Consider the following 20,002-nt stretch of genomic DNA (forward strand, 5'->3'; position numbering starts at 1 on the left):
CATGTTTAACAAAATCTTAGTTGTCTGTGTGGGGAACATTTGCCGCTCTCCGACGGCAGAGCGCTTGTTAAGGCAATTTCACCCGGCGCTGACGGTCTCTTCTGCCGGCCTCGGAGCGTTGGTAGGCAAAGGCGCGGACCCGTGCGCCATCAGCGTGGCGCAGGCGCACAACCTGTCACTGGAGAATCATTGTGCCCGGCAGATCTCGGGACGAATGTGCCGGGAGTATGACCTGATCCTGACCATGGAAAAACGCCATATCTCTGCCCTGTGTGAAATGGTGCCGGAGATGCGCGGCAAAGTGATGTTGTTTGGTCACTGGGACAGCGAGCGCGAAATTCCCGATCCGTATCGTAAAAGCCGTGATGCGTTTGACGCGGTGTACGCATTACTTGAACGGTCTGCACGCCAATGGGCTCAGGCACTGAACGCAGAGCAGGGAAAACAATGACAGAAAAAGTAAAACAGTCTGCTGCGCCGGTAACGGGCAATGATGAAATCGATATTGGTCGTCTGGTGGCAACGGTGGTGGAAGCCCGCTGGTGGGTGCTTGGTATTACTGCGGCATTTGCATTATGCGCAGCGGTCTACACGCTATTTGCCACTCCGATCTACAGTGCGGACGCGCTGGTGCAAATTGAGCAAAATACCGGAAATTCACTGGTGCAGGATATTGGCTCGGCGTTGTCGAACAAACCTCCGGCCTCTGAAGCGGAAATTCAGCTCATCCAGTCACGGCTGGTATTGGGGAAAACGGTAGACGATCTCAACCTGGATATCGCGGTTACCAAAGATACGTTCCCCATTTTTGGCGCGGGTTGGGATCGGTTGATGGGTCGCCAGAACGAAACGGTTAACGTGACGACTTTCACGCTGCCAAAGGCAATGAATGAACAGACCTTCACGCTAAGCGTGCTGAATGACAAAAGTTATCAGCTGGTGAGTGACGGGGGTTTTAGCGCCCAGGGGCAGGTTGGGCAGGTGCTGAAACATGACGGCGTGACGATGCTGGTCGAGGCGATCCATGCCAGCCCTGAGAGCCAATTTACCGTCAGCAAATTCTCCACGCTGGGCATGATCAACACCTTGCAAAATAATCTGATGGTGACGGAAACCGGCAAAGACACTGGCGTACTGAGCCTGACCTTTACCGGCGAAGACCGTGAGCAAATCCGCCAGATCCTTGACAGTATTACCCGCAACTATCTGCAACAAAACGTGGAGCGTAAATCTGAAGAGGCCGCCAAAAGTCTGGCGTTTCTGGCAAAGCAGTTGCCCGAGGTACGTAACCGGCTGGACGTTGCCGAAAACAAGCTGAATGCCTTTCGTCAGGACAAAGACTCCGTGGATTTGCCGCTGGAAGCCAAAGCGGTGCTGGATTCCATGGTGAATATTGATGCGCAGCTTAATGAGCTGACCTTCAAAGAAGCGGAGATTTCCAAGCTGTTCACCAAAGCGCACCCTGCGTACCGCACCTTGCTGGAAAAACGCCAGGCGCTGGAAGATGAGAAAAGCAAGCTGAACGGGCGCGTAACGGCGATGCCGAAAACGCAGCAGGAAATTGTCCGCCTGACGCGTGACGTGGAGTCCGGCCAGCAGGTCTATATGCAGCTGCTGAACAAGCAACAGGAGCTGAAGATTACCGAGGCCAGTACGGTCGGAGATGTGCGCATCGTCGATCCCGCGATTGCCCAGCCAGGCGTACTGAAGCCGAAAACGACGCTGATTATTCTCGGCAGCATCGTTCTTGGTTTGATGCTTTCAGTGGTGGGCGTATTGCTGCGTTCCCTGTTTAATCGCGGCATTGAAAGCCCACAGGCGCTGGAAGAGCATGGTATCAGCGTGTATGCCAGCATTCCACTATCAGAATGGCAAAAAGCTCGCGATAACGTGCAAACCATTAAAGGCGTGAAACGCTACAAGCAAAGCCAGTTGCTGGCGGTGGGGAATCCGACGGATCTTGCGATAGAAGCGGTCCGCAGCCTGCGTACCAGCCTGCACTTTGCCATGATGCAGGCGCGCAACAACGTCTTGATGCTGACCGGCGTCAGCCCGTCAATTGGTAAAACGTTTGTCTGCGCCAACCTGGCGGCGGTCGTTAGTCAGACCAACAAACGCGTGCTGTTGATCGACTGCGACATGCGCAAAGGCTATACCCACGAGCTGCTGGGGACCAATAACGTTAACGGTCTGTCTGAGATCCTCATCGGCAAGGGGGATATCTCATCCAGCGCGAAACCGACATCGATTCCACATTTTGATCTGATCCCTCGCGGACAAATTCCCCCCAACCCCTCCGAACTGCTGATGAGTGAACGCTTTGGCGAACTGATTGCATGGGCCAGCTCGCACTATGACCTGGTGCTGATCGATACCCCGCCAATACTGGCGGTGACCGACGCGGCTATCGTGGGGCATCACGTTGGAACCACGCTGATGGTGGCGCGTTACGCGGTCAACACGCTGAAAGAGGTGGAAACCAGCCTGAGTCGCTTTGAGCAAAACGGCATTCAGGTGAAAGGGGTGATCCTGAACTCGATCTTCCGCCGTGCCAGCGGGTATCAGGATTACGGTTACTACGAATACGAGTACACCTCGGATTCGAAATAGATTACGAACATTGCCGGATAGCGGCCCACAAAAACATATTTATACCCTAAATAATTCGGGTTGCAGGAAAGCCAACGCAGATGCAACTTGAAGTATGACGGGGATATCTGGGAAACGAAAATGACGACAGACAACCCGCTAATTTCAATTTATATGCCCACCTGGAACCGTCAGCAACTGGCCATCCGGGCGATTAAATCGGTACTGCGCCAGGACTATCCTCACTGGGAGATGATCATTGTGGATGATTGCTCTTCCTCGTATGAGCAACTGCAGCAATTTGTTGAAGAACTCAACGATCCGCGTGTGTCGTATACGCGTAATCCCACTAACTCCGGAGCCTGTGCGGTGCGTAATCAGGCCATCATGCAGGCCAGTGGGCAATATATTACGGGTATTGATGATGATGATGAATGGACACCGAACCGCCTGAGCGTATTTCTCAATTATCGCCATCATCTGGTGACGCGGGCGTTTCTGTATGCCAATGACTATGTCTGTGAAGGCGAAGTATATTCGCAGCCGACCAGTTTGCCGCTCTATCCGAAGGCCGTTTATTCACGCCGTAAATTTTATAAGCGCAATATTATTGGTAATCAGGTGTTTACCTGGGCCTGGCGGTTTAAAGCATGCCTGTTCGATACCACGCTGAAAGCGGCGCAGGATTATGACATTTTCCTGCGTATGGTGGTGGCGTATGGCAAACCGTGGAAGGTAAAAGAGGCAACGCAGATCCTGCATGTGAATCACGGTGAAATGCGTATTACCTCATCCCCGCATAAATTCTCTGGCTACTTTCAGTTCTACCGTAAGCACAAAGGCAAATTTGACCGGGCCAGCAAGAAATATCAGCTGTTTACCCTCTACCAGATCCGCAATAAACGGATGAACTGGCGCACGTTGCTGACGCTGCTTTCTGTTCGCAATAGTAAGCGCCTGGCCGACGGACTGCGAGGACGCTAAGTATGCTGGAAGATTTACGCGCGAACGGCTGGAGTCTGCGACCCTGTTGCATGGTGGCGGCCTATCGGATTGCCCATTTTTGCTCCGTCTGGCGTAAAAAAAATGTCTTGAACAACCTGTGGGCGGCGCCGGTGCTGGTGATGTATCGCCTTATCACTGAATGCGTGTTTGGCTATGAAATCCAGGCCGCTGCATCTATTGGTCGTCGTTTCACCATCCATCATGGCTATGGGGTGGTGATCAATAAACACGTGGTGGCGGGGGATGATTTCACCCTGCGCCATGGCGTCACCATCGGCAATCTTGGCGGCAACGATCTGTCCTGTCCGGTCATCGGTAACGGCGTTGAGCTGGGGGCCAATGTCACTCTGCTTGGCGGCGTTGCCATTGGCGATAACGTGACGATTGGCGCCGGGAGCGTCGTAGTGGATAGCATCCCGGACAATACGCTGGTCGTGGGCGAGAAGGCACGGGTGAAGGTAACAAAATGAAGATATTACAGTTTAATGTGCGGCTCGCAGAAGGCGGGGCGGCAGGCGTAGCGTTAGATTTGCATCTGAGGGCGCTGGAAAAAGGGCTATCGTCGCGTTTTGTCTACGGCTATGGCAAAGGCGGTAAGAAAAGCGTCAGTCACGAGAATTACCCGCAGGTTATCAAACATACGCCACGTCTGACGTCGGCGGCGAACATTGCGCTGTTTCGTTTCGCGAACCGCGACATGTTTGGCAATCTCGACAAGTTGTACCGTACGGTAACCCGCACTTCCGGCCCGCTGGTACTGCATTTTCATGTGTTGCACAGCTACTGGTTGAATCTGGAAGAGGTGGTCGCCTTTTGCCAAAAAGTGAAGGCGCATAAACCGGATATCATCTTTGTCTGGACGCTGCACGATCACTGGAGCGTGACCGGGCGCTGTGCCTTTACCGATGGCTGCGAAAGCTGGAAAACGGGCTGTCAGAAATGTCCAACGCTCAGTAACTATCCGCCGGTAAAAATCGATAAAGCCCATCAACAGTTGCCTGGTAAACGGCAGATGTTTCGCGCCATGCTGGCGCTGGGCTGCCAGTTCATCTCGCCCAGTCAGCATGTGGCCGACGCATTCAACAGTCTGTATGGCGCCGGTCGTTGCCGCATTATTAACAACGGCATCGATGTGGCAACGGAAGCCATTCTTGCCGAACTTCCCGCTAAGCATGAGGAAAGCGGCAGACCGAAAATCGCCGTAGTGGCTCATGACCTGCGCTATGACGGAAAAACCAGTCAGCAACTGGTGCGAGCGATGATTGCGCTCGGAGACAAAATTGAGCTGCATACCTTCGGCAAATTTTCCCCGTTTGTCGGGGATAACGTCATCAATCACGGGTTTGAGAGCGATAAGCGCACGTTGATGAGCGCGCTTAACGAGATGGATGGGCTGGTGTTCAGCTCGCGCGTTGATAACTACCCGCTGATTCTGTGCGAAGCGCTTTCCATCGGCGTACCGGTGTTAGCTACGCACAGCGATGCCGCGCAGGAAGTGCTGGCGAAATCGGGCGGCAAAACGTTCAGCGAAGCGGACGTTTTGCACCTGGTGCAACTGAAAAGATCAGACATTGCGCAGGCGGTATTTGACACGTCGCTTGCCGCGTTCAGCCAGCGCAGCCGGGTGGCATACAGTGGGCAACAGATGCTGGAGGAGTATGTCTCGTTCTATCAGAATCTGTAGCTATCTGGTGCTACCGCTGCTTTATCTGCTGGTTAACGTCAAACTCGCCCAGCTTGGCGAGAGCTTCCCGATAACTATCGTCACGTTTTTGCCCGTTCTGCTGTTGCTGTTTGTCGAGCGCATCAATATTAAAAAATTAATGATTGCGCTGGGTGTGGGGGGCGGACTGACGGCGTTTAACTATCTGTTCGGACAATCACTGGATGCCAGCAAGTACGTGACGTCCGCAATGCTGTTTGTCTATACCGTGGTGATTATCGGTATGGTGTGGAGTATTCGCTTCAAAACCATTTCGCCGCATAACTACATTAAGATCTTGCGTTTTTTCTGGCTGGTTGTGGGCCTGGTGGTGGGGTTAGCTGCGGTGGAAATGGCGCAGATAATTCTTAGTGGCGGCAGCAGTTTAATGGAAGTTATTTCGAAATATCTTATTTACAGTAATAGCTATGTTCTGAACTTTATTAAGTTTGGTGGGAAGCGTACCACTGCACTCTATTTCGAACCGGCATTCTTCGCTCTGGCGTTAATCTCAATTTGGCTCAGTATCAAACAGTTTGGTATCAAAACGCCTAAGTCCGATGCTATGATTCTGGCAGGGATAATATTATCAGGATCGTTTTCAGGGGTAATGACATTTATTTTGTTTTACCTCCTGGAGTGGGCGTTCCAGTATCTGAATAAAGATGCGATAAAAAAGAAGTTGCCGCTGGCGATAATCTCATTAAGCGTGTTTGTCGTTGGTGTGATATTTGCGTTTCCGTACATCGCGACACGGCTTGGAGATTTAGGAACTGAAGGCTCATCATCGTATTATCGTATCGTGGGACCATTAGTAATGGTCGGTTATTCGTTACTTAACGTTGATGGGGTAGTGAGATTCGGCTCACTTTATGAATATGTTGCGTCATTCGGAATTTTTAACGGTGCAGATGTTGGTAAAACGATAGACAATGGCTTGTATCTGCTGATTATTTATTTCTCATGGTTCGCGGTGATATTAGCCCTATGGTACATGGGGAAAGTCATGAAGATGATGATCAATGCGTTTGGTGATAATCAGAATTATCGGGTGCAGCTTTATCTTTTTACGCCGCTGTCGCTGTTTTTTACAGGTTCAGTATTTAGTCCGGAATACGCATTTTTAATTGTATGTCCGTTTATTTTGCGCAAGGCGCTGAATATAGCGAGGTAGAACGCATGCTGCTCAGTATTATTACCGTCGCCTTTCGTAATCTGGAAGGGATCGTCAAAACTCACGCGTCGTTAGCTCATCTGGCGCAGGCGGGTGATATCAGTTTTGAGTGGATTGTTGTTGATGGCGGCTCCTCTGACGGTACCTCGGCCTTTCTTGAAGGGCTCAGTGGAGAGCACCGGTTACGGTTTGTCAGCGAGCCGGATAAGGGCATCTATGATGCAATGAACAAAGGTATCGCTATGGCGCGAGGGCGGTTTGCGCTGTTCCTCAACTCCGGGGATATTTTGCATGCAGATGCGGCTCATTTTATCCGCCAGCTAAAAACGCAGAGCGATAAAGCGATGGTCATTGGCGATGCGTTGCTGGATTTCGGTAATGGTAACAAAATTAAGCGGCGGGCCAAGCCGGGTTGGTATATTTATCACAGCCTTCCCGCCAGCCATCAGGCCATCTTCTTTCCTCTCTCTGGACTGAATGTCTGGCGCTATGATTTGCAATATAAGATATCGTCTGATTACGCGCTGGCAGCCAAATTATACAAGTCAGGTTACGCGTTTAAAAAGCTGAGCGGGCTGGTGTCAGAGTTTTCCATGGGTGGGGTGTCAACGACGAATAATCTGGAATTGTGCCGGGATGCAAAAAAGGTACAGCGCCAGATATTACACATGCCAGGTTTTTGGACCGGGTTGTCAGAATATTTACGTCTGCGCACAACTGGTAAAACAAAAACCTTATATGGAAAAGCGTAAGGGTACATTATGCAGGATTTAAGCGGCTTCAACGTGCCGGGAGGTTTTCGCGGCGGCGGTGCCATTAAAGTGCAATTATGGTGGGCAGTGCAAGCCACATTATTTCGCTGGTCCCCGCAGGTAATGTATCGCTGGCGTGCGTTTTTATTGCGAATGTTTGGCGCAAAAATAGGAAAAAACGTAGTTATTCGACCTTCAGTAAAAATTACTTATCCGTGGAAATTAACCCTGGGAGATTATTCCTGGGTGGGTGATGACGCGGTTTTATATACGCTGGGTGATATTACGATTGGTGCGCACGCGGTTATTTCGCAAAAAAGTTATTTATGCACCGGGAGTCATGATTACGCCAGTCAACATTTTGATATTAACGCCACACCAATTGTAGTTGGTGATAAATGCTGGCTGGCGACAGATGTCTTTGTCGCGCCTGGCGTGACGATTGGCGATGGCACCGTCGTCGGAGCACGAAGCAGCGTATTTAAATCGCTGCCAGCAAATGTCATTTGTCGGGGAAATCCCGCAGTAGTCACGCGCGAACGCGTCGAGAAAGTTACTCCCTGAGGGGATCACTGAAGAGGTTATAACATGTCAAAAGTCGCTCTCATTACTGGCGTAACCGGGCAGGATGGTTCTTACCTGGCAGAACTCCTGCTGGAAAAAGGGTACGAAGTACACGGTATTAAGCGTCGCGCTTCATCATTCAACACCGAACGTGTGGACCACATCTACCAGGATCCGCATTCAGGCAATCCCAAATTTCATCTGCACTATGGCGATTTGACGGACTCCTCCAATCTGACCCGTATTTTACAGGAAGTCCAACCGGATGAAGTCTATAACCTGGGTGCCATGAGCCACGTTGCGGTGTCGTTTGATTCACCGGAATACACCGCAGATGTTGATGCGATCGGCACCTTGCGCTTGCTGGAGGCGATCCGCTTCCTTGGTCTGGAAAAAAAGACCCGTTTTTATCAGGCGTCTACCTCTGAGCTGTACGGTCTGGTTCAGGAAATCCCGCAGAAAGAGAGCACGCCGTTCTATCCGCGTTCACCGTATGCCGTTGCTAAGCTGTACGCCTACTGGATAACCGTCAACTACCGTGAGTCTTACGGGATGTATGCCTGTAACGGCATTCTGTTTAACCACGAGTCTCCGCGCCGCGGCGAAACCTTTGTCACTCGCAAAATTACCCGGGCGATCGCCAACATCGCTCAGGGGCTGGAGTCTTGCCTGTACCTGGGCAACATGGATTCACTGCGCGATTGGGGGCATGCCAAAGATTACGTCAGGATGCAGTGGATGATGCTGCAGCAGGATAAGCCGGAAGATTTCGTGATTGCCACCGGCGTGCAGTATTCCGTGCGCCAGTTTGTAGAAATGGCGGCTGCTCAGCTGGGGATTAAATTGCGCTTTGAAGGTGAGGGCGTGAATGAAAAAGGCATCGTGGTTTCCGTGACCGGACATGATGCGCCGGGCGTGAAGCCAGGCGATGTCATGATTGCCGTTGACCCGCGCTACTTCCGTCCGGCTGAGGTGGAAACGCTGCTGGGCGATCCGGCCAAAGCACATGAAAAACTGGGTTGGAAACCGGAAATCACGCTGCGCCAGATGATCTCGGAAATGGTTGCTAACGATCTTGCTGCGGCGAAGAAACATTCCCTGCTTAAGTCGCACGGTTACGAGGTCGCCATCGCGCTGGAGTACTGAGGATGAAGACACAACGTATTTTTGTGGCGGGCCATCGCGGGATGGTGGGGGCCGCCATCGTCAGACAATTGTCGCAGCGAAATAATGTGGAGCTGGTGCTGCGTACCCGCGACCAGCTTAATCTGCTGGACGCCAGTGCGGTGCAGGTGTTTTTTGCCGCTGAACGTATTGACCAGGTTTATCTGGCGGCGGCAAAAGTAGGAGGGATTGTGGCAAACAATACTTATCCTGCTGATTTTATTTATGAAAATATGATGATTGAGAGCAACATTATTCATGCTGCACATCTGCATAACGTGAATAAACTGTTGTTTCTCGGGTCATCCTGTATTTATCCCAAGCAAGCTACCCAGCCAATCGCCGAGAGTGAACTGTTGCAGGGGACACTTGAACCGACCAATGAGCCGTATGCGATTGCCAAAATTGCCGGTATCAAGCTGTGTGAATCGTATAACCGACAGTATGGCCGTGATTATCGCTCGGTGATGCCGACCAATCTGTATGGGCCGCATGACAACTTTCATCCGAGTAATTCGCATGTGATCCCGGCGCTGCTGCGCCGCTTTCATGAAGCTTGCGAGCAAAATACGCCGGATGTGGTGGTATGGGGCAGCGGGACGCCAATGCGTGAATTCCTGCATGTCGACGATATGGCAGCGGCCTGCATTCATGTGATGGAACTGGATCGCGAAGTCTGGCAGGAATATACCCAGCCGATGCTGTCGCATATCAACGTGGGGACCGGCGTGGACTGCACCATCCGTGAACTGGCGCAGACTATTGCGGAGGTCGTGGGTTACAAGGGGCGCGTGGTGTTTGACGCCAGCAAACCGGACGGCACGCCGCGCAAATTGCTTGACGTTACGCGTCTGCATCAGTTGGGCTGGTATCACGAGATATCTCTGCAAGCGGGACTTGCCAGTACATATCAGTGGTTTCTTGAAAACCAGCAGCGTTACCGGGGGTAAGCATGTTTTTACGTCATGAGGATTTTGCCACCGTTGTACGTTCAACTCCGCTGATTTCCATCGATTTGATCGTGGAAAACGCCCACGGTGAATTTCTGCTTGGCAAGCGCCTCAATCGTCCTGCGCAGGGGTACTGGTTTGTGCCCGGCGGTCGGGTGCAAAAAGATGAACCGTTGCACGCGGCCTTTGAGCGGCTTACTGAAGCTGAGCTGGGGTTACGTTTACCGCTGTCCGCTGCGCAGTTTTACGGTGTCTGGCAGCACTTCTATGACGACAACTTTTCCGGGGAAGATTTCTCAACGCATTACATCGTGCTGGGATTTCGTCTGCGGGTGTCGGAAAACGACCTGCAACTGCCTGACGTTCAACATGACGCGTACCGCTGGCTGGCAATTGAAGAGATTCTGGCCAGTGACCACGTGCACGACAACAGCCGGGCTTACTTCTGTGAGAAGAGTCAGGCCGGAGCACCCGGGCTATGAAGATCCTTGTGTATGGCATCAACTATTCGCCGGAGTTGACCGGTATCGGTAAATACACCGGTGAAATGGTGGAGTGGATGGCGCAACAGGGGCATGACGTACGGGTGATCACTGCGCCGCCTTATTATCCGCAGTGGAAAGTCAACGGTCGCTATTCATCCTGGCGCTACCGTCGTGAAGAGGGCGATGCCATCGTCTGGCGTTGCCCGCTGTATGTGCCTGAGCAGCCCTCCACGCTCAAGCGTCTACTGCATTTAGGCAGTTTCGCCCTGAGCAGTTTCTTCCCGCTGCTGGCGCAGCGCCGCTGGAAGCCGGATCGCATCATTGGGGTAGTACCGACGCTGTTTTGTACGCCGGGAATGCGCCTGCTGGCGAAGCTGTCCGGGGCGCGCACGCTACTGCATATTCAGGATTACGAAGTTGATGCCATGTTGGGACTTGGCATGGCGGGCAAAGGCAAGCGCGGCATGGTGGCAAAACTGGCCAGCGCCTTTGAGCGCAGTGGGCTGTTGAATATGGATCATATTTCGACCATTTCTCGCTCAATGATGAATAAAGCACAGGAAAAGGGCGTTGATGCACAGAAGGTTATTTTCTTTCCGAACTGGTCAGAAGTAGCGCGTTTTCGCGATGTGGACGCCGCCGATGCTCTGGCGTTGCGCCAGCAACTGGGCTTGCCTGATGGAAAAAAAATCATTCTCTACTCTGGCAATATTGGTGAAAAGCAAGGGCTGGAGAGTGTAATCGACGCAGCGGCCTTGTTGAGCGAGCGGCCCTGGCTGTTTGTGATTGTCGGGCAGGGCGGGGGTAAAGCGCGGCTGGAGAATATGGCCAGCGAACGCGGCCTGAACAATGTGATGTTCTTTCCGCTGCAATCTTATGACGCGCTGCCTGCACTGCTCAAAATGGCGGACTGTCATCTGGTGGTACAAAAGCGCGGTGCGGCGGATGCCGTACTGCCTTCCAAACTGACCAATATCCTCGCCGTTGGTGGTAACGCGGTGATTACCGCCGAGCCGGAAACCGAGCTGGGGCAACTCTGTAACATTGTTCCAGGCATCGCAGTATGCGTGGAGCCGGAATCGGTAAACGCGCTGGTTTGCGGTATCCAACAGGCGTTGAGGATGCCAAAAGTCAATACGGTGGCACGTGACTATGCTGAACGCACGCTGGATAAAGATAACGTGCTTAGCCAATTTATTGCTGATATTCGGGGTTAATGATGAGTCAAAGCAAACTCTTTCCGGTAGTGATGGCCGGTGGCTCGGGTAGCCGTTTATGGCCTCTGTCCCGCGTATTGTATCCAAAGCAGTTCCTGTGCCTGAAAGGTGATCTCACTATGCTGCAGACAACGATCTGTCGTCTGAACGGCGTGGAGTGTGAAAGCCCGGTGGTTATCTGTAATGAACAACACCGTTTCATCGTCGCGGAACAGCTACGGCAACTGCATAAGCTGACTGAGAACATTATTCTCGAACCCGCCGGACGTAACACGGCACCGGCGATAGCATTGGCCGCACTGGCGGCAAAACGTCAAAGCCTGGAGGAAGATCCGCTGCTGCTGGTATTGGCGGCCGATCACATGATTGCCGACGAAGAGGCTTTTCGCGAGGCGGTTCGCAATGCAATGCCCTATGCCAGTGCGGGTAAGCTGGTGACGTTTGGTATCGTGCCGGACCAGCCGGAAACGGGCTATGGCTATATCCGCCGTGGCGTGGTTTCGCCAACGAATACCGACGCCGTGGCGTTCGAAGTGGCGCAGTTTGTTGAAAAACCCAATCTGGAAACCGCGCAGGCTTATGTGGCGAACGGCGATTACTACTGGAACAGCGGCATGTTCTTGTTCCGCGCCGGACGTTACCTGGAAGAACTGGAAAAGTACCGCCCCGACATTCTTGAGGCTTGTGCGAATGCCATGAGTACGGTCGACCCCGATCTCGATTTTATCCGCGTTGATGAACAGGCGTTTCTCGCCTGTCCGGAAGAGTCTGTGGACTATGCGGTAATGGAACGTACGGCCGATGCGGTGGTAATGCCCATGAACGCAGGCTGGAGCGATGTTGGCTCCTGGTCATCGCTGTGGGAAATCAGCGCCCATACCGCCGAAGGCAATGTGCATCATGGCGACGTCATTAGCCACAAAACGGAAAACAGCTACGTGTATGCCGAATCTGGCCTGGTGACGACCGTCGGGGTGAAGGATCTGGTGGTGGTGCAGACCAAAGATGCGGTGCTGATCGCCGATCGCAACGCGGTGCAGGACGTCAAAAAAGTGGTGGAGCAAATTAAAGCTGACGGACGACATGAACACCATATTCACCGTGAAGTTTACCGTCCGTGGGGCAAGTACGACTCCATTGATGCCGGAGACCGTTACCAGGTGAAGCGAATTACCGTTAAACCCGGTGAAGGATTGTCCGTGCAGATGCATCATCACCGGGCTGAACACTGGGTAGTGGTGGCCGGTACCGCGAAAGTGACGATCAATGATGACATCAAACTGCTCGCTGAAAACGAGTCTGTCTATATTCCGCTTGGGGCGACCCATTGTCTGGAGAATCCCGGGAAAATCCCGCTCGATCTGATTGAAGTGCGCTCCGGATCTTACCTCGATGAGGATGATGTGGTGCGGTTTGCGGACAGATACGGGCGTGCCTGATGCAGGATGCGCCGCGCTTATCCGGCCTACAACACCGTAGGCCCGGTAAGCGAAGCGCGCCGGGAAATGCATTTAACACTCATTAAAAGGCTCATTAAGAGTCAGGGCCTCCTGTTGCCTGAAGAAGGGTAAATCATGACGAAATTAACCTGTTTCAAAGCCTACGATATTCGCGGCAGGCTGGGCGAAGAGCTGAATGAAGATATCGCGTGGCGTATTGGCCGCGCTTACGGCGAGTTCCTGAAGCCAAAAACGATTGTCCTCGGTGGTGATGTGCGCCTGACCAGCAAGACGCTAAAGCTGGCGTTGGCGAAAGGACTACAGGATGCGGGGGTGGATGTGCTGGATATTGGCATGTCGGGTACCGAAGAGATTTATTTCGCCGCCTTCCACCTGGGTATTGACGGCGGTATTGAAGTGACCGCCAGCCATAATCCGATGGATTACAACGGCATGAAGCTGGTGCGGGAAGGGGCACGGCCCATCAGCGGTGATACCGGTCTGCGCGACGTACAGCGCCTGGCGGAAGCCAACGACTTCCCGGCGGTTGATGAGACAAAACGTGGCCGCTATCAGCGTATTACTATCCGTGATGCCTACATTGACCACCTGCTGGGTTACATCAATCCCGCCAAACTGAAACCGATGAAGCTGGTGCTCAATTCCGGCAACGGCGCGGCAGGTCCGGTGGTTGACGCCATTGAAGCCCGTTTTAAAACATTGGGCGTGCCGGTCGAGTTCATCAAAATCCACAATACGCCGGATGGCAACTTCCCCAACGGTATTCCCAATCCTCTGCTGCCGGAATGTCGGGCTGACACGCGCAACGCGGTGATTGAACACGGCGCAGATATGGGGATTGCCTTCGACGGTGATTTTGACCGCTGCTTCCTGTTCGATGAAAAAGGTCAGTTCATTGAGGGTTACTACATTGTCGGCCTGCTGGCGGAGGCGTTTCTGGAGAAGAATCCGGGGGCGAAGATTATCCACGACCCGCGTCTGTCCTGGAACACCGTGGACGTGGTGACGGCGGCAGGCGGTAAACCGGTGATGTCAAAAACCGGACACGCGTTTATCAAAGAGCGGATGCGCCACGAAGATGCCGTCTACGGCGGTGAAATGAGTGCGCATCACTATTTCCGTGACTTTGCCTATTGTGACAGCGGCATGATCCCGTGGCTGCTGGTGGCGGAGCTGCTGTGTCTGAAAGGGCAGTCGCTGGGCGAACTGGTCCGCGACCGGATGGTGGCCTACCCGGCGAGTGGTGAAATAAACAGCACGCTGGCAGAGCCGGCTGCAGCGATTGCGCGCGTGGAGCAGCATTTTTCCCGTGAGGCGCTGACGGTGGACAGAACGGACGGTATCAGCATGTCGTTTGTCGACTGGCGCTTCAATTTACGCTCTTCCAATACCGAACCGGTGGTGCGCCTGAACGTGGAATCGCGCGGAGATATTCCGTTGATGGAAGCGCGAACGCGCACTCTTCTGGCGTTACTGAATCAGTAATGCTGGTGCTTCCTTTGCCCGATTCTGGGCAAAGGGTGACTAACAGGAACCACGATGACACATCTAAAGAAGCGCGAGCGCGCCAAAACCAATGCGTCGTTAATTTCGATGGTGCAACGCTTTTCAGATATCACCATCATGTTTGGCGGGTTGTGGGTAATCTGCGAATTAAGCGGTTTGCCTTTCCTGTACATGCACCTGCTGGTGGCGCTGATCACTCTGGTCGTTTTTCAGATGCTCGGTGGCATAACGGATTTTTATCGCTCCTGGCGTGGTGTCAAAATTACCACTGAGCTGGTGCTGTTGCTGCAAAACTGGACGCTAAGCCTGATTTTTTGCGCAGGTCTGATCGCCTTTAATAATGATTTTGATAACCGTCTCGCCGTCTGGCTGGCGTGGTATCTGCTATCCAGCGTTGGCCTGGTGTTGAGTCGTTCGTTTATTCGCTACGGCGCGGGATGGCTGCGTAATCGCGGTTACAACACTCGCCGGGTGGCAGTGGCAGGGGACCTGCCAGCTGGACAAATGCTACTGGACAGTTTTCGCCATGAACCGTGGCTGGGGTTTGAAGTAGCAGGTATATATCACGACCCTATCCCTGGAAAAAACTCCCGCGACTGGGCCGGTAATCTGCAACAACTGGTGGATGACGCCAAAGCCTCACGCATCCATAACGTTTATATCGCTATGTCGATGAGCGATGGTGCCAGCGTCAAAAAATTAGTGCGCGAGCTGGCCGATACCACCTGTTCAGTGATCCTAATTCCTGATGTCTTTACCTTCAACATTCTGCATTCCCGGATTGAAGAGATGAACGGCATTCCGGTGGTGCCGCTGTATGACACGCCACTCTCGGGGATTAATCGTCTGTTAAAACGCGCGGAAGATATCGTGCTGGCTTCACTGATCCTGCTGCTTATTTCCCCGGTGCTGTGTGGCATAGCGCTACTGGTAAAACTGACTTCCAAAGGACCGGTGATTTTCCGCCAGACTCGCTATGGCATGGATGGGAAGCCGATCAAAGTCTGGAAGTTTCGCTCAATGAAAGTGATGGAGAACGATGCGGTGGTGACGCAGGCGACGCAAAACGATCCGCGCGTTACTCCTGTGGGGAATTTCCTGCGTCGGACGTCGCTTGATGAACTGCCGCAGTTTATTAACGTGCTCACCGGGGGGATGTCTATCGTCGGACCACGTCCGCATGCGGTGGCGCATAACGAACAGTACCGCCAACTGATTGAGGGATACATGTTACGCCATAAGGTGAAACCGGGTATTACCGGCTGGGCGCAAATCAACGGCTGGCGCGGTGAAACCGATACGCTGGAAAAAATGGAGAAACGTGTGGAGTTTGACCTCGAATACATTCGCGAGTGGAGCGTGTGGTTCGATATCAAAATTGTTTTTCTGACGATATTCAAAGGCTTTGTTAACAAAGCGGCGTATTAACATGAGCTTACGAGAAAAAACGCTTAATGGCGCAAAGTGGTCGGCGATTGCCACGGTGATCATTATTGGGCTCGGACTTATTCAGATGACCGTCCTGGCGCGAATTATTGATAACCACCAGTTCGGGTTGTTAACCGTGTCGCTGGTGATCATAGCGCTGGCCGATACGCTGTCGGATTTCGGTATCGCCAACTCAATTATTCAACGCAAAGAGATTGGTTATCTGGAGCTGACGACGCTGTACTGGCTAAACGTTGGGCTGGGTATCGTGGTATGCGTGGCGATGTTTCTGCTGAGCGAGACGATTGCCCATGTGCTCAATAACCCAGAACTGGCACCGCTCATCAAAACCTTATCACTGGCGTTTGTGGTGATACCGCACGGGCAGCAGTTTCGCGCGCTGATGCAAAAAGAGCTGGCCTTCAACAAAATTGGCATGATTGAAACCAGTTCGGTGCTGGCTGGATTTACCTTTACCGTGGTCAGCGCCCATTTCTGGCCGCTCGCGCTGACGGCCATTCTTGGGTATCTGGTGAATAGTACGCTACGTACGCTGCTGTTCGGCTATTTTGGCCGCCGGATTTACCGTCCGGGGCTACATTTTTCGCTGGCATCCGTTTCGTCGAACCTGCGTTTTGGCGCATGGCTGACGGCAGACAGCATCATCAATTACATCAATACCAACCTTTCCACGCTGGTTTTAGCCCGCACGTTGGGAGCTGGCGTGGCGGGCGGATTCAATCTCGCCTGGAACGTGGCGGTTGTCCCGCCGATCAAACTGAACCCGATTATCACCCGCGTGCTGTTTCCGGCGTTTGCCAAAATCCAGGACGACAGCGAAAAACTACGGGTGAATTTTTACAAGCTGCTGTCAGTGGTTGGGATTATCAACTTCCCGGCGCTACTGGGATTAATGGTGGTGTCGGACAACGTGGTGCCGCTGGTGTTTGGCGAGAAGTGGAACGGCATTATTCCGGTCCTGCAACTATTGTGCATTGTGGGTCTGCTGCGCTCGGTGGGGAATCCAATAGGATCGCTCTTGATGGCGAAAGCCCGGGTCGATATCAGCTTCAAATTCAATGTGTTCAAAACCTTTTTGTTTATTCCTGCCATTTTCATTGGCGGTCATCTGGCGGGGGCGATTGGCGTGACGCTGGGCTTTCTGTTGGTCCAGGTGATTAACACGATCCTCAGCTACTTCGTGATGATCAAACCTGTTCTTGGCTCCAGCTACCGTCAGTACATGCTCAGCCTGTGGCTGCCGTTGTATCTCTCCTTACCAACCCTTGTGGTGAGCTATGCGTTGGGCTTAACCCTGCGCAACCAGGTGCCATTAAGCGCGCTGCTGGGGATCCAGATAGCGGCAGGAGCAGTGGTGTTTGCGCTAATGATTGTGCTGTCGCGCCATCCGCTGGTGGTGGAAATAAAACGCCAATTCTGTCGCAGTGAAAAAATGAAAACCTTGCTCCGTGCGGGATAAGAACAACGTTTTAAGAGGTCATAATGAAATTACTAATTTTAGGCAACCATACCTGCGGGAACCGAGGGGATAGCGCGATCCTGCGCGGTTTGCTGGATGCCATTAACGCGTTGCGTCCCGAGACCGAAGTGGATGTGATGAGTCGTTACCCGGTGAGCTCTTCGTGGTTGTTAAACCGCCCGGTGATGGGCGACCCGCTGTATTTGCAGATGAAGCAACATAACAACGCAGCGGGTGTTATGGGGCGCGTGAAGAAAGTGCTGCGTCGTCGCTATCAGCATCAGGTACTGCTCTCGCGTGTTACCGATTCCGGTAATCTGCGCAATATCGCTATCGCCCAGGGCTTTACCGATTTTGTCCGTCTGCTGTCGCGCTATGACGCCATCATCCAGGTCGGCGGATCGTTCTTTGTCGATCTGTATGGCGTGCCGCAGTTTGAACATGCCCTGTGTTCGTTTATGGCGAAAAAACCGCTGTACATGATTGGTCACAGCGTGGGGCCATTCCAGGATGAGCAGTTTAATCAACTCGCGAACTACGTGTTTGGTCACTGTAATGCGCTGATTTTACGTGAATCCGTCAGTCTGGATCTGATGAAGCGCAGCGCAATTACCACGGATAAAGTCGAAACTGGCGTGGATACGGCCTGGCTGGTTGACAACCATCATGAGGATTTTGAGCCAGGTTATGCGGTACAGCACTGGTTAGACATGGCGGCTAAACAGAAGACCGTTGCCATTACATTGCGTGAGCTGGCTCCTTTTGATAAGCGTCTGGGGACAACGCAGCAGGCCTATGAGCAAGCCTTTTCCGGGGTGGTGAACCGCATCCTCGACGAAGGTTACCAGGTGATAGCGCTGTCAACTTGCACCGGTATTGATAGTTACAACAAAGATGACCGCATGGTGGCGTTAAACCTGCGCCAGTATGTTAACGATCCGGCCCGATATCACGTGGTGATGGATGAACTTAACGATCTGGAGATGGGGAAGATTCTGGGCGCCTGCGATCTGACGGTGGGGACTCGCTTGCATTCTGCCATCATCTCGATGAATTTTATGACGCCTGCCATCGCCATTAACTACGAGCACAAATCGGCCGGGATCATGCAACAACTGGGGTTACCGGAGATGGCTGTTGATATTCGTCATCTTCTCGATGGCGGTCTCGAAGGGAAGGTTGCCGATACTCTCGGACAGTTACCTGAGCTGCGCATACGTCTCGGCGACGCGGTTATGCGCGAACGCGAACGTGGGGTACGCATGGTGCAGTCGGTTTTAACGCGTATTGAGGGGGATAAATGAAGATTGGTTTTTTCCTGCTTAAATTTCCGCTCTCCTCCGAGACATTTGTACTCAATCAGATAACCGCATTTATCGATATGGGCTACGACGTGGAGATTGTCGCTTTGCAGAAGGGCGATCTTGAAAATACTCATGCCTCCTTTAATACCTACCGTCTGGGTGAAAAAACTCGCTGGTTGCTGAATGAACCGGAAAGCAAACTGGCGAAACTGAAATATAGGGCAGCGGCGGCTCTGCACGGTATTACCCGCGCAGCGACCTGGAAAGCGCTCAATGTTGCACGCTATGGCGATGAGGCGCGCAATCTGATTTTGGCAGCTATTTGCGGCGGGAATCCGCAAGCGTTTGAGGCGGATGTCTTTATTGCTCATTTTGGGCCCGCAGGCGTAACGGCCGCCAAGCTGCGTGAGCTTGGGATGATCCGCGGAAAAATCGCCACGGTATTTCATGGGATTGATGTTTCGCACCGGGGCGTTTTGGCCCGCTATACCCCTGAGTATCAGCAGCTGTTTCAACGCGGTGATTTAATGTTGCCCATCAGCAATCTCTGGGCCGGACGTTTAAAAAACATGGGATGCCCGCCGCAAAAAATTGCCGTCTCGCGTATGGGAATCGATATGACACGCTTTACGCCACGCCAGTTGAAATCGCCAACTACACCGCTGGAAATAATCTCTGTTGCCCGGTTAACCGAGAAAAAAGGACTGCACCTCGCCATCGAAGCTTGTCGTCAGTTAAAAGAGCAGGGCGTTTCATTTCGTTATCGAATTCTGGGTATCGGCCCTTGGGAGCGTCGTTTACGTACGCTGATCGAGCAATATCAACTCGATGACGTTATTGAGATGCCCGGCTTTAAGCCCAGTCATCAGGTAAAGGAGATGCTTGAACAGGCGGATGTATTTTTGCTGCCTTCGATCACCGGAAGAGACGGCGATATGGAAGGGATCCCGGTGGCACTGATGGAGGCAATGGCGGTGGGTATTCCGGTGATTTCCACCGTTCACAGCGGGATCCCGGAGCTGGTCGAGTCGGGTAAATCAGGCTGGCTGGCACCGGAAAACGACGCGCAGGCACTGGCAGAGCGTTTAGCGGCATTTAGCCTGCTCGACAGTGAGCAGGTACAGTCGATTGTTCAGTGTGCGCGTGAAAAAATTGAAAATGAATTTAATCAGTTAGCTATCAATAAACAGTTAGCCAGTCTGCTGCAAACGATGTAAATCGA

18 protein-coding genes are annotated in these 20,002 nt (G+C 52.7%); all 18 read left to right on the plus strand.

Annotation, left to right across the window (positions count from 1 at the left end):
• Window position 1: 1 nt before the first annotated feature.
• The 18 genes from wzb (at window position 2) to wcaL (ending at window position 19,997) form a co-directional block, all read left to right on the plus strand.
• Window positions 2-451: a low molecular weight protein-tyrosine-phosphatase Wzb gene (wzb, locus tag HV314_RS09700; RefSeq protein ID WP_016156925.1), complete on the plus strand. Its 450-nt coding sequence runs from the start codon at window positions 2-4 to the stop codon at window positions 449-451.
• On the plus strand, window positions 448-2,610 hold the full coding sequence (gene wzc, locus HV314_RS09705; protein ID WP_181547918.1) for a tyrosine-protein kinase Wzc: 2,163 nt from the start codon (window positions 448-450) through the stop codon (window positions 2,608-2,610). Before wzb ends, wzc begins: the two co-directional genes overlap by 4 nt.
• A gap of 120 nt (window positions 2,611-2,730) precedes the next feature.
• Window positions 2,731-3,573, plus strand: a complete 843-nt coding sequence (wcaA, locus tag HV314_RS09710; RefSeq protein WP_016153592.1) for a colanic acid biosynthesis glycosyltransferase WcaA — start codon at window positions 2,731-2,733, stop codon at window positions 3,571-3,573.
• Between the two features lie 2 nt (window positions 3,574-3,575).
• On the plus strand, window positions 3,576-4,064 hold the full coding sequence (wcaB, locus tag HV314_RS09715; RefSeq protein ID WP_181547919.1) for a colanic acid biosynthesis acetyltransferase WcaB: 489 nt from the start codon (window positions 3,576-3,578) through the stop codon (window positions 4,062-4,064).
• Window positions 4,061-5,278: a colanic acid biosynthesis glycosyltransferase WcaC gene (gene wcaC / locus HV314_RS09720; protein WP_181547920.1), complete on the plus strand. Its 1,218-nt coding sequence runs from the start codon at window positions 4,061-4,063 to the stop codon at window positions 5,276-5,278. The genes wcaB and wcaC overlap by 4 nt, the downstream gene beginning before the upstream one ends.
• Window positions 5,253-6,470: a colanic acid polymerase WcaD gene (gene wcaD / locus HV314_RS09725; protein ID WP_016153589.1), complete on the plus strand. Its 1,218-nt coding sequence runs from the start codon at window positions 5,253-5,255 to the stop codon at window positions 6,468-6,470. Before wcaC ends, wcaD begins: the two co-directional genes overlap by 26 nt.
• Window positions 6,471-6,475: 5 nt before the next feature.
• Window positions 6,476-7,222, plus strand: a complete 747-nt coding sequence (gene wcaE / locus HV314_RS09730; RefSeq protein ID WP_019077134.1) for a colanic acid biosynthesis glycosyltransferase WcaE — start codon at window positions 6,476-6,478, stop codon at window positions 7,220-7,222.
• Between the two features lie 9 nt (window positions 7,223-7,231).
• A complete protein-coding gene (gene wcaF, locus HV314_RS09735) occupies window positions 7,232-7,786 on the plus strand; it encodes a colanic acid biosynthesis acetyltransferase WcaF (protein WP_181547921.1) in 555 nt (184 codons plus the stop codon).
• Window positions 7,787-7,810: 24 nt separating this feature from the next.
• The gene (gene gmd, locus HV314_RS09740) at window positions 7,811-8,932 is read left to right on the plus strand and encodes a GDP-mannose 4,6-dehydratase (RefSeq protein ID WP_088903297.1); all 1,122 of its coding nucleotides are present in this window, start codon (window positions 7,811-7,813) and stop codon (window positions 8,930-8,932) included.
• Between the two features lie 2 nt (window positions 8,933-8,934).
• The gene (gene fcl / locus HV314_RS09745) at window positions 8,935-9,900 is read left to right on the plus strand and encodes a GDP-L-fucose synthase (RefSeq protein WP_137348119.1); all 966 of its coding nucleotides are present in this window, start codon (window positions 8,935-8,937) and stop codon (window positions 9,898-9,900) included.
• Between the two features lie 2 nt (window positions 9,901-9,902).
• Window positions 9,903-10,382, plus strand: coding sequence for a GDP-mannose mannosyl hydrolase (locus HV314_RS09750; protein WP_016150604.1), 480 nt, complete (start codon window positions 9,903-9,905; stop codon window positions 10,380-10,382).
• Complete coding sequence (wcaI, locus tag HV314_RS09755) at window positions 10,379-11,602, plus strand: colanic acid biosynthesis fucosyltransferase WcaI (RefSeq protein ID WP_181547922.1); 1,224 nt, start codon at window positions 10,379-10,381, stop codon at window positions 11,600-11,602. The genes HV314_RS09750 and wcaI overlap by 4 nt, the downstream gene beginning before the upstream one ends.
• A gap of 2 nt (window positions 11,603-11,604) precedes the next feature.
• Window positions 11,605-13,041: a mannose-1-phosphate guanyltransferase gene (gene cpsB, locus HV314_RS09760; RefSeq protein WP_138828835.1), complete on the plus strand. Its 1,437-nt coding sequence runs from the start codon at window positions 11,605-11,607 to the stop codon at window positions 13,039-13,041.
• A gap of 135 nt (window positions 13,042-13,176) precedes the next feature.
• Window positions 13,177-14,547: a colanic acid biosynthesis phosphomannomutase CpsG gene (gene cpsG, locus HV314_RS09765; protein WP_115489779.1), complete on the plus strand. Its 1,371-nt coding sequence runs from the start codon at window positions 13,177-13,179 to the stop codon at window positions 14,545-14,547.
• A 54-nt stretch (window positions 14,548-14,601) separates the two neighbouring features.
• Window positions 14,602-15,996 (plus strand): undecaprenyl-phosphate glucose phosphotransferase, encoded by a 1,395-nt coding sequence (gene wcaJ / locus HV314_RS09770; RefSeq protein ID WP_003844315.1) that lies wholly within the window; start codon window positions 14,602-14,604, stop codon window positions 15,994-15,996.
• 1 nt (window position 15,997) lies between these two features.
• On the plus strand, window positions 15,998-17,476 hold the full coding sequence (gene wzxC / locus HV314_RS09775) for a colanic acid undecaprenyl disphosphate flippase WzxC (protein ID WP_181547923.1): 1,479 nt from the start codon (window positions 15,998-16,000) through the stop codon (window positions 17,474-17,476).
• Window positions 17,477-17,499: 23 nt separating this feature from the next.
• Complete coding sequence (wcaK, locus tag HV314_RS09780; RefSeq protein WP_003841813.1) at window positions 17,500-18,780, plus strand: colanic acid biosynthesis pyruvyl transferase WcaK; 1,281 nt, start codon at window positions 17,500-17,502, stop codon at window positions 18,778-18,780.
• A complete protein-coding gene (gene wcaL / locus HV314_RS09785) occupies window positions 18,777-19,997 on the plus strand; it encodes a colanic acid biosynthesis glycosyltransferase WcaL (protein ID WP_181547924.1) in 1,221 nt (406 codons plus the stop codon). The genes wcaK and wcaL overlap by 4 nt, the downstream gene beginning before the upstream one ends.
• Window positions 19,998-20,002 lie beyond the last annotated feature (5 nt).

It is taken from the genome of Citrobacter sp. RHBSTW-00887 (assembly GCF_013728095.1).
Classification (GTDB): Bacteria; Pseudomonadota; Gammaproteobacteria; order Enterobacterales; family Enterobacteriaceae; genus Citrobacter; species Citrobacter braakii.

Coding starts and splice junctions, on each gene's coding strand:
- wzb (WP_016156925.1), top strand. CDS start 2: ATGTTTAACAAAATCTTAGTTGTCTGTGTGGGGAACATTTGCCGCTCT.
- wzc (WP_181547918.1), top strand. CDS start 448: ATGACAGAAAAAGTAAAACAGTCTGCTGCGCCGGTAACGGGCAATGAT.
- wcaA (WP_016153592.1), top strand. CDS start 2,731: ATGACGACAGACAACCCGCTAATTTCAATTTATATGCCCACCTGGAAC.
- wcaB (WP_181547919.1), top strand. CDS start 3,576: ATGCTGGAAGATTTACGCGCGAACGGCTGGAGTCTGCGACCCTGTTGC.
- wcaC (WP_181547920.1), top strand. CDS start 4,061: ATGAAGATATTACAGTTTAATGTGCGGCTCGCAGAAGGCGGGGCGGCA.
- wcaD (WP_016153589.1), top strand. CDS start 5,253: ATGTCTCGTTCTATCAGAATCTGTAGCTATCTGGTGCTACCGCTGCTT.
- wcaE (WP_019077134.1), top strand. CDS start 6,476: ATGCTGCTCAGTATTATTACCGTCGCCTTTCGTAATCTGGAAGGGATC.
- wcaF (WP_181547921.1), top strand. CDS start 7,232: ATGCAGGATTTAAGCGGCTTCAACGTGCCGGGAGGTTTTCGCGGCGGC.
- gmd (WP_088903297.1), top strand. CDS start 7,811: ATGTCAAAAGTCGCTCTCATTACTGGCGTAACCGGGCAGGATGGTTCT.
- fcl (WP_137348119.1), top strand. CDS start 8,935: ATGAAGACACAACGTATTTTTGTGGCGGGCCATCGCGGGATGGTGGGG.
- HV314_RS09750 (WP_016150604.1), top strand. CDS start 9,903: ATGTTTTTACGTCATGAGGATTTTGCCACCGTTGTACGTTCAACTCCG.
- wcaI (WP_181547922.1), top strand. CDS start 10,379: ATGAAGATCCTTGTGTATGGCATCAACTATTCGCCGGAGTTGACCGGT.
- cpsB (WP_138828835.1), top strand. CDS start 11,605: ATGAGTCAAAGCAAACTCTTTCCGGTAGTGATGGCCGGTGGCTCGGGT.
- cpsG (WP_115489779.1), top strand. CDS start 13,177: ATGACGAAATTAACCTGTTTCAAAGCCTACGATATTCGCGGCAGGCTG.
- wcaJ (WP_003844315.1), top strand. CDS start 14,602: ATGACACATCTAAAGAAGCGCGAGCGCGCCAAAACCAATGCGTCGTTA.
- wzxC (WP_181547923.1), top strand. CDS start 15,998: ATGAGCTTACGAGAAAAAACGCTTAATGGCGCAAAGTGGTCGGCGATT.
- wcaK (WP_003841813.1), top strand. CDS start 17,500: ATGAAATTACTAATTTTAGGCAACCATACCTGCGGGAACCGAGGGGAT.
- wcaL (WP_181547924.1), top strand. CDS start 18,777: ATGAAGATTGGTTTTTTCCTGCTTAAATTTCCGCTCTCCTCCGAGACA.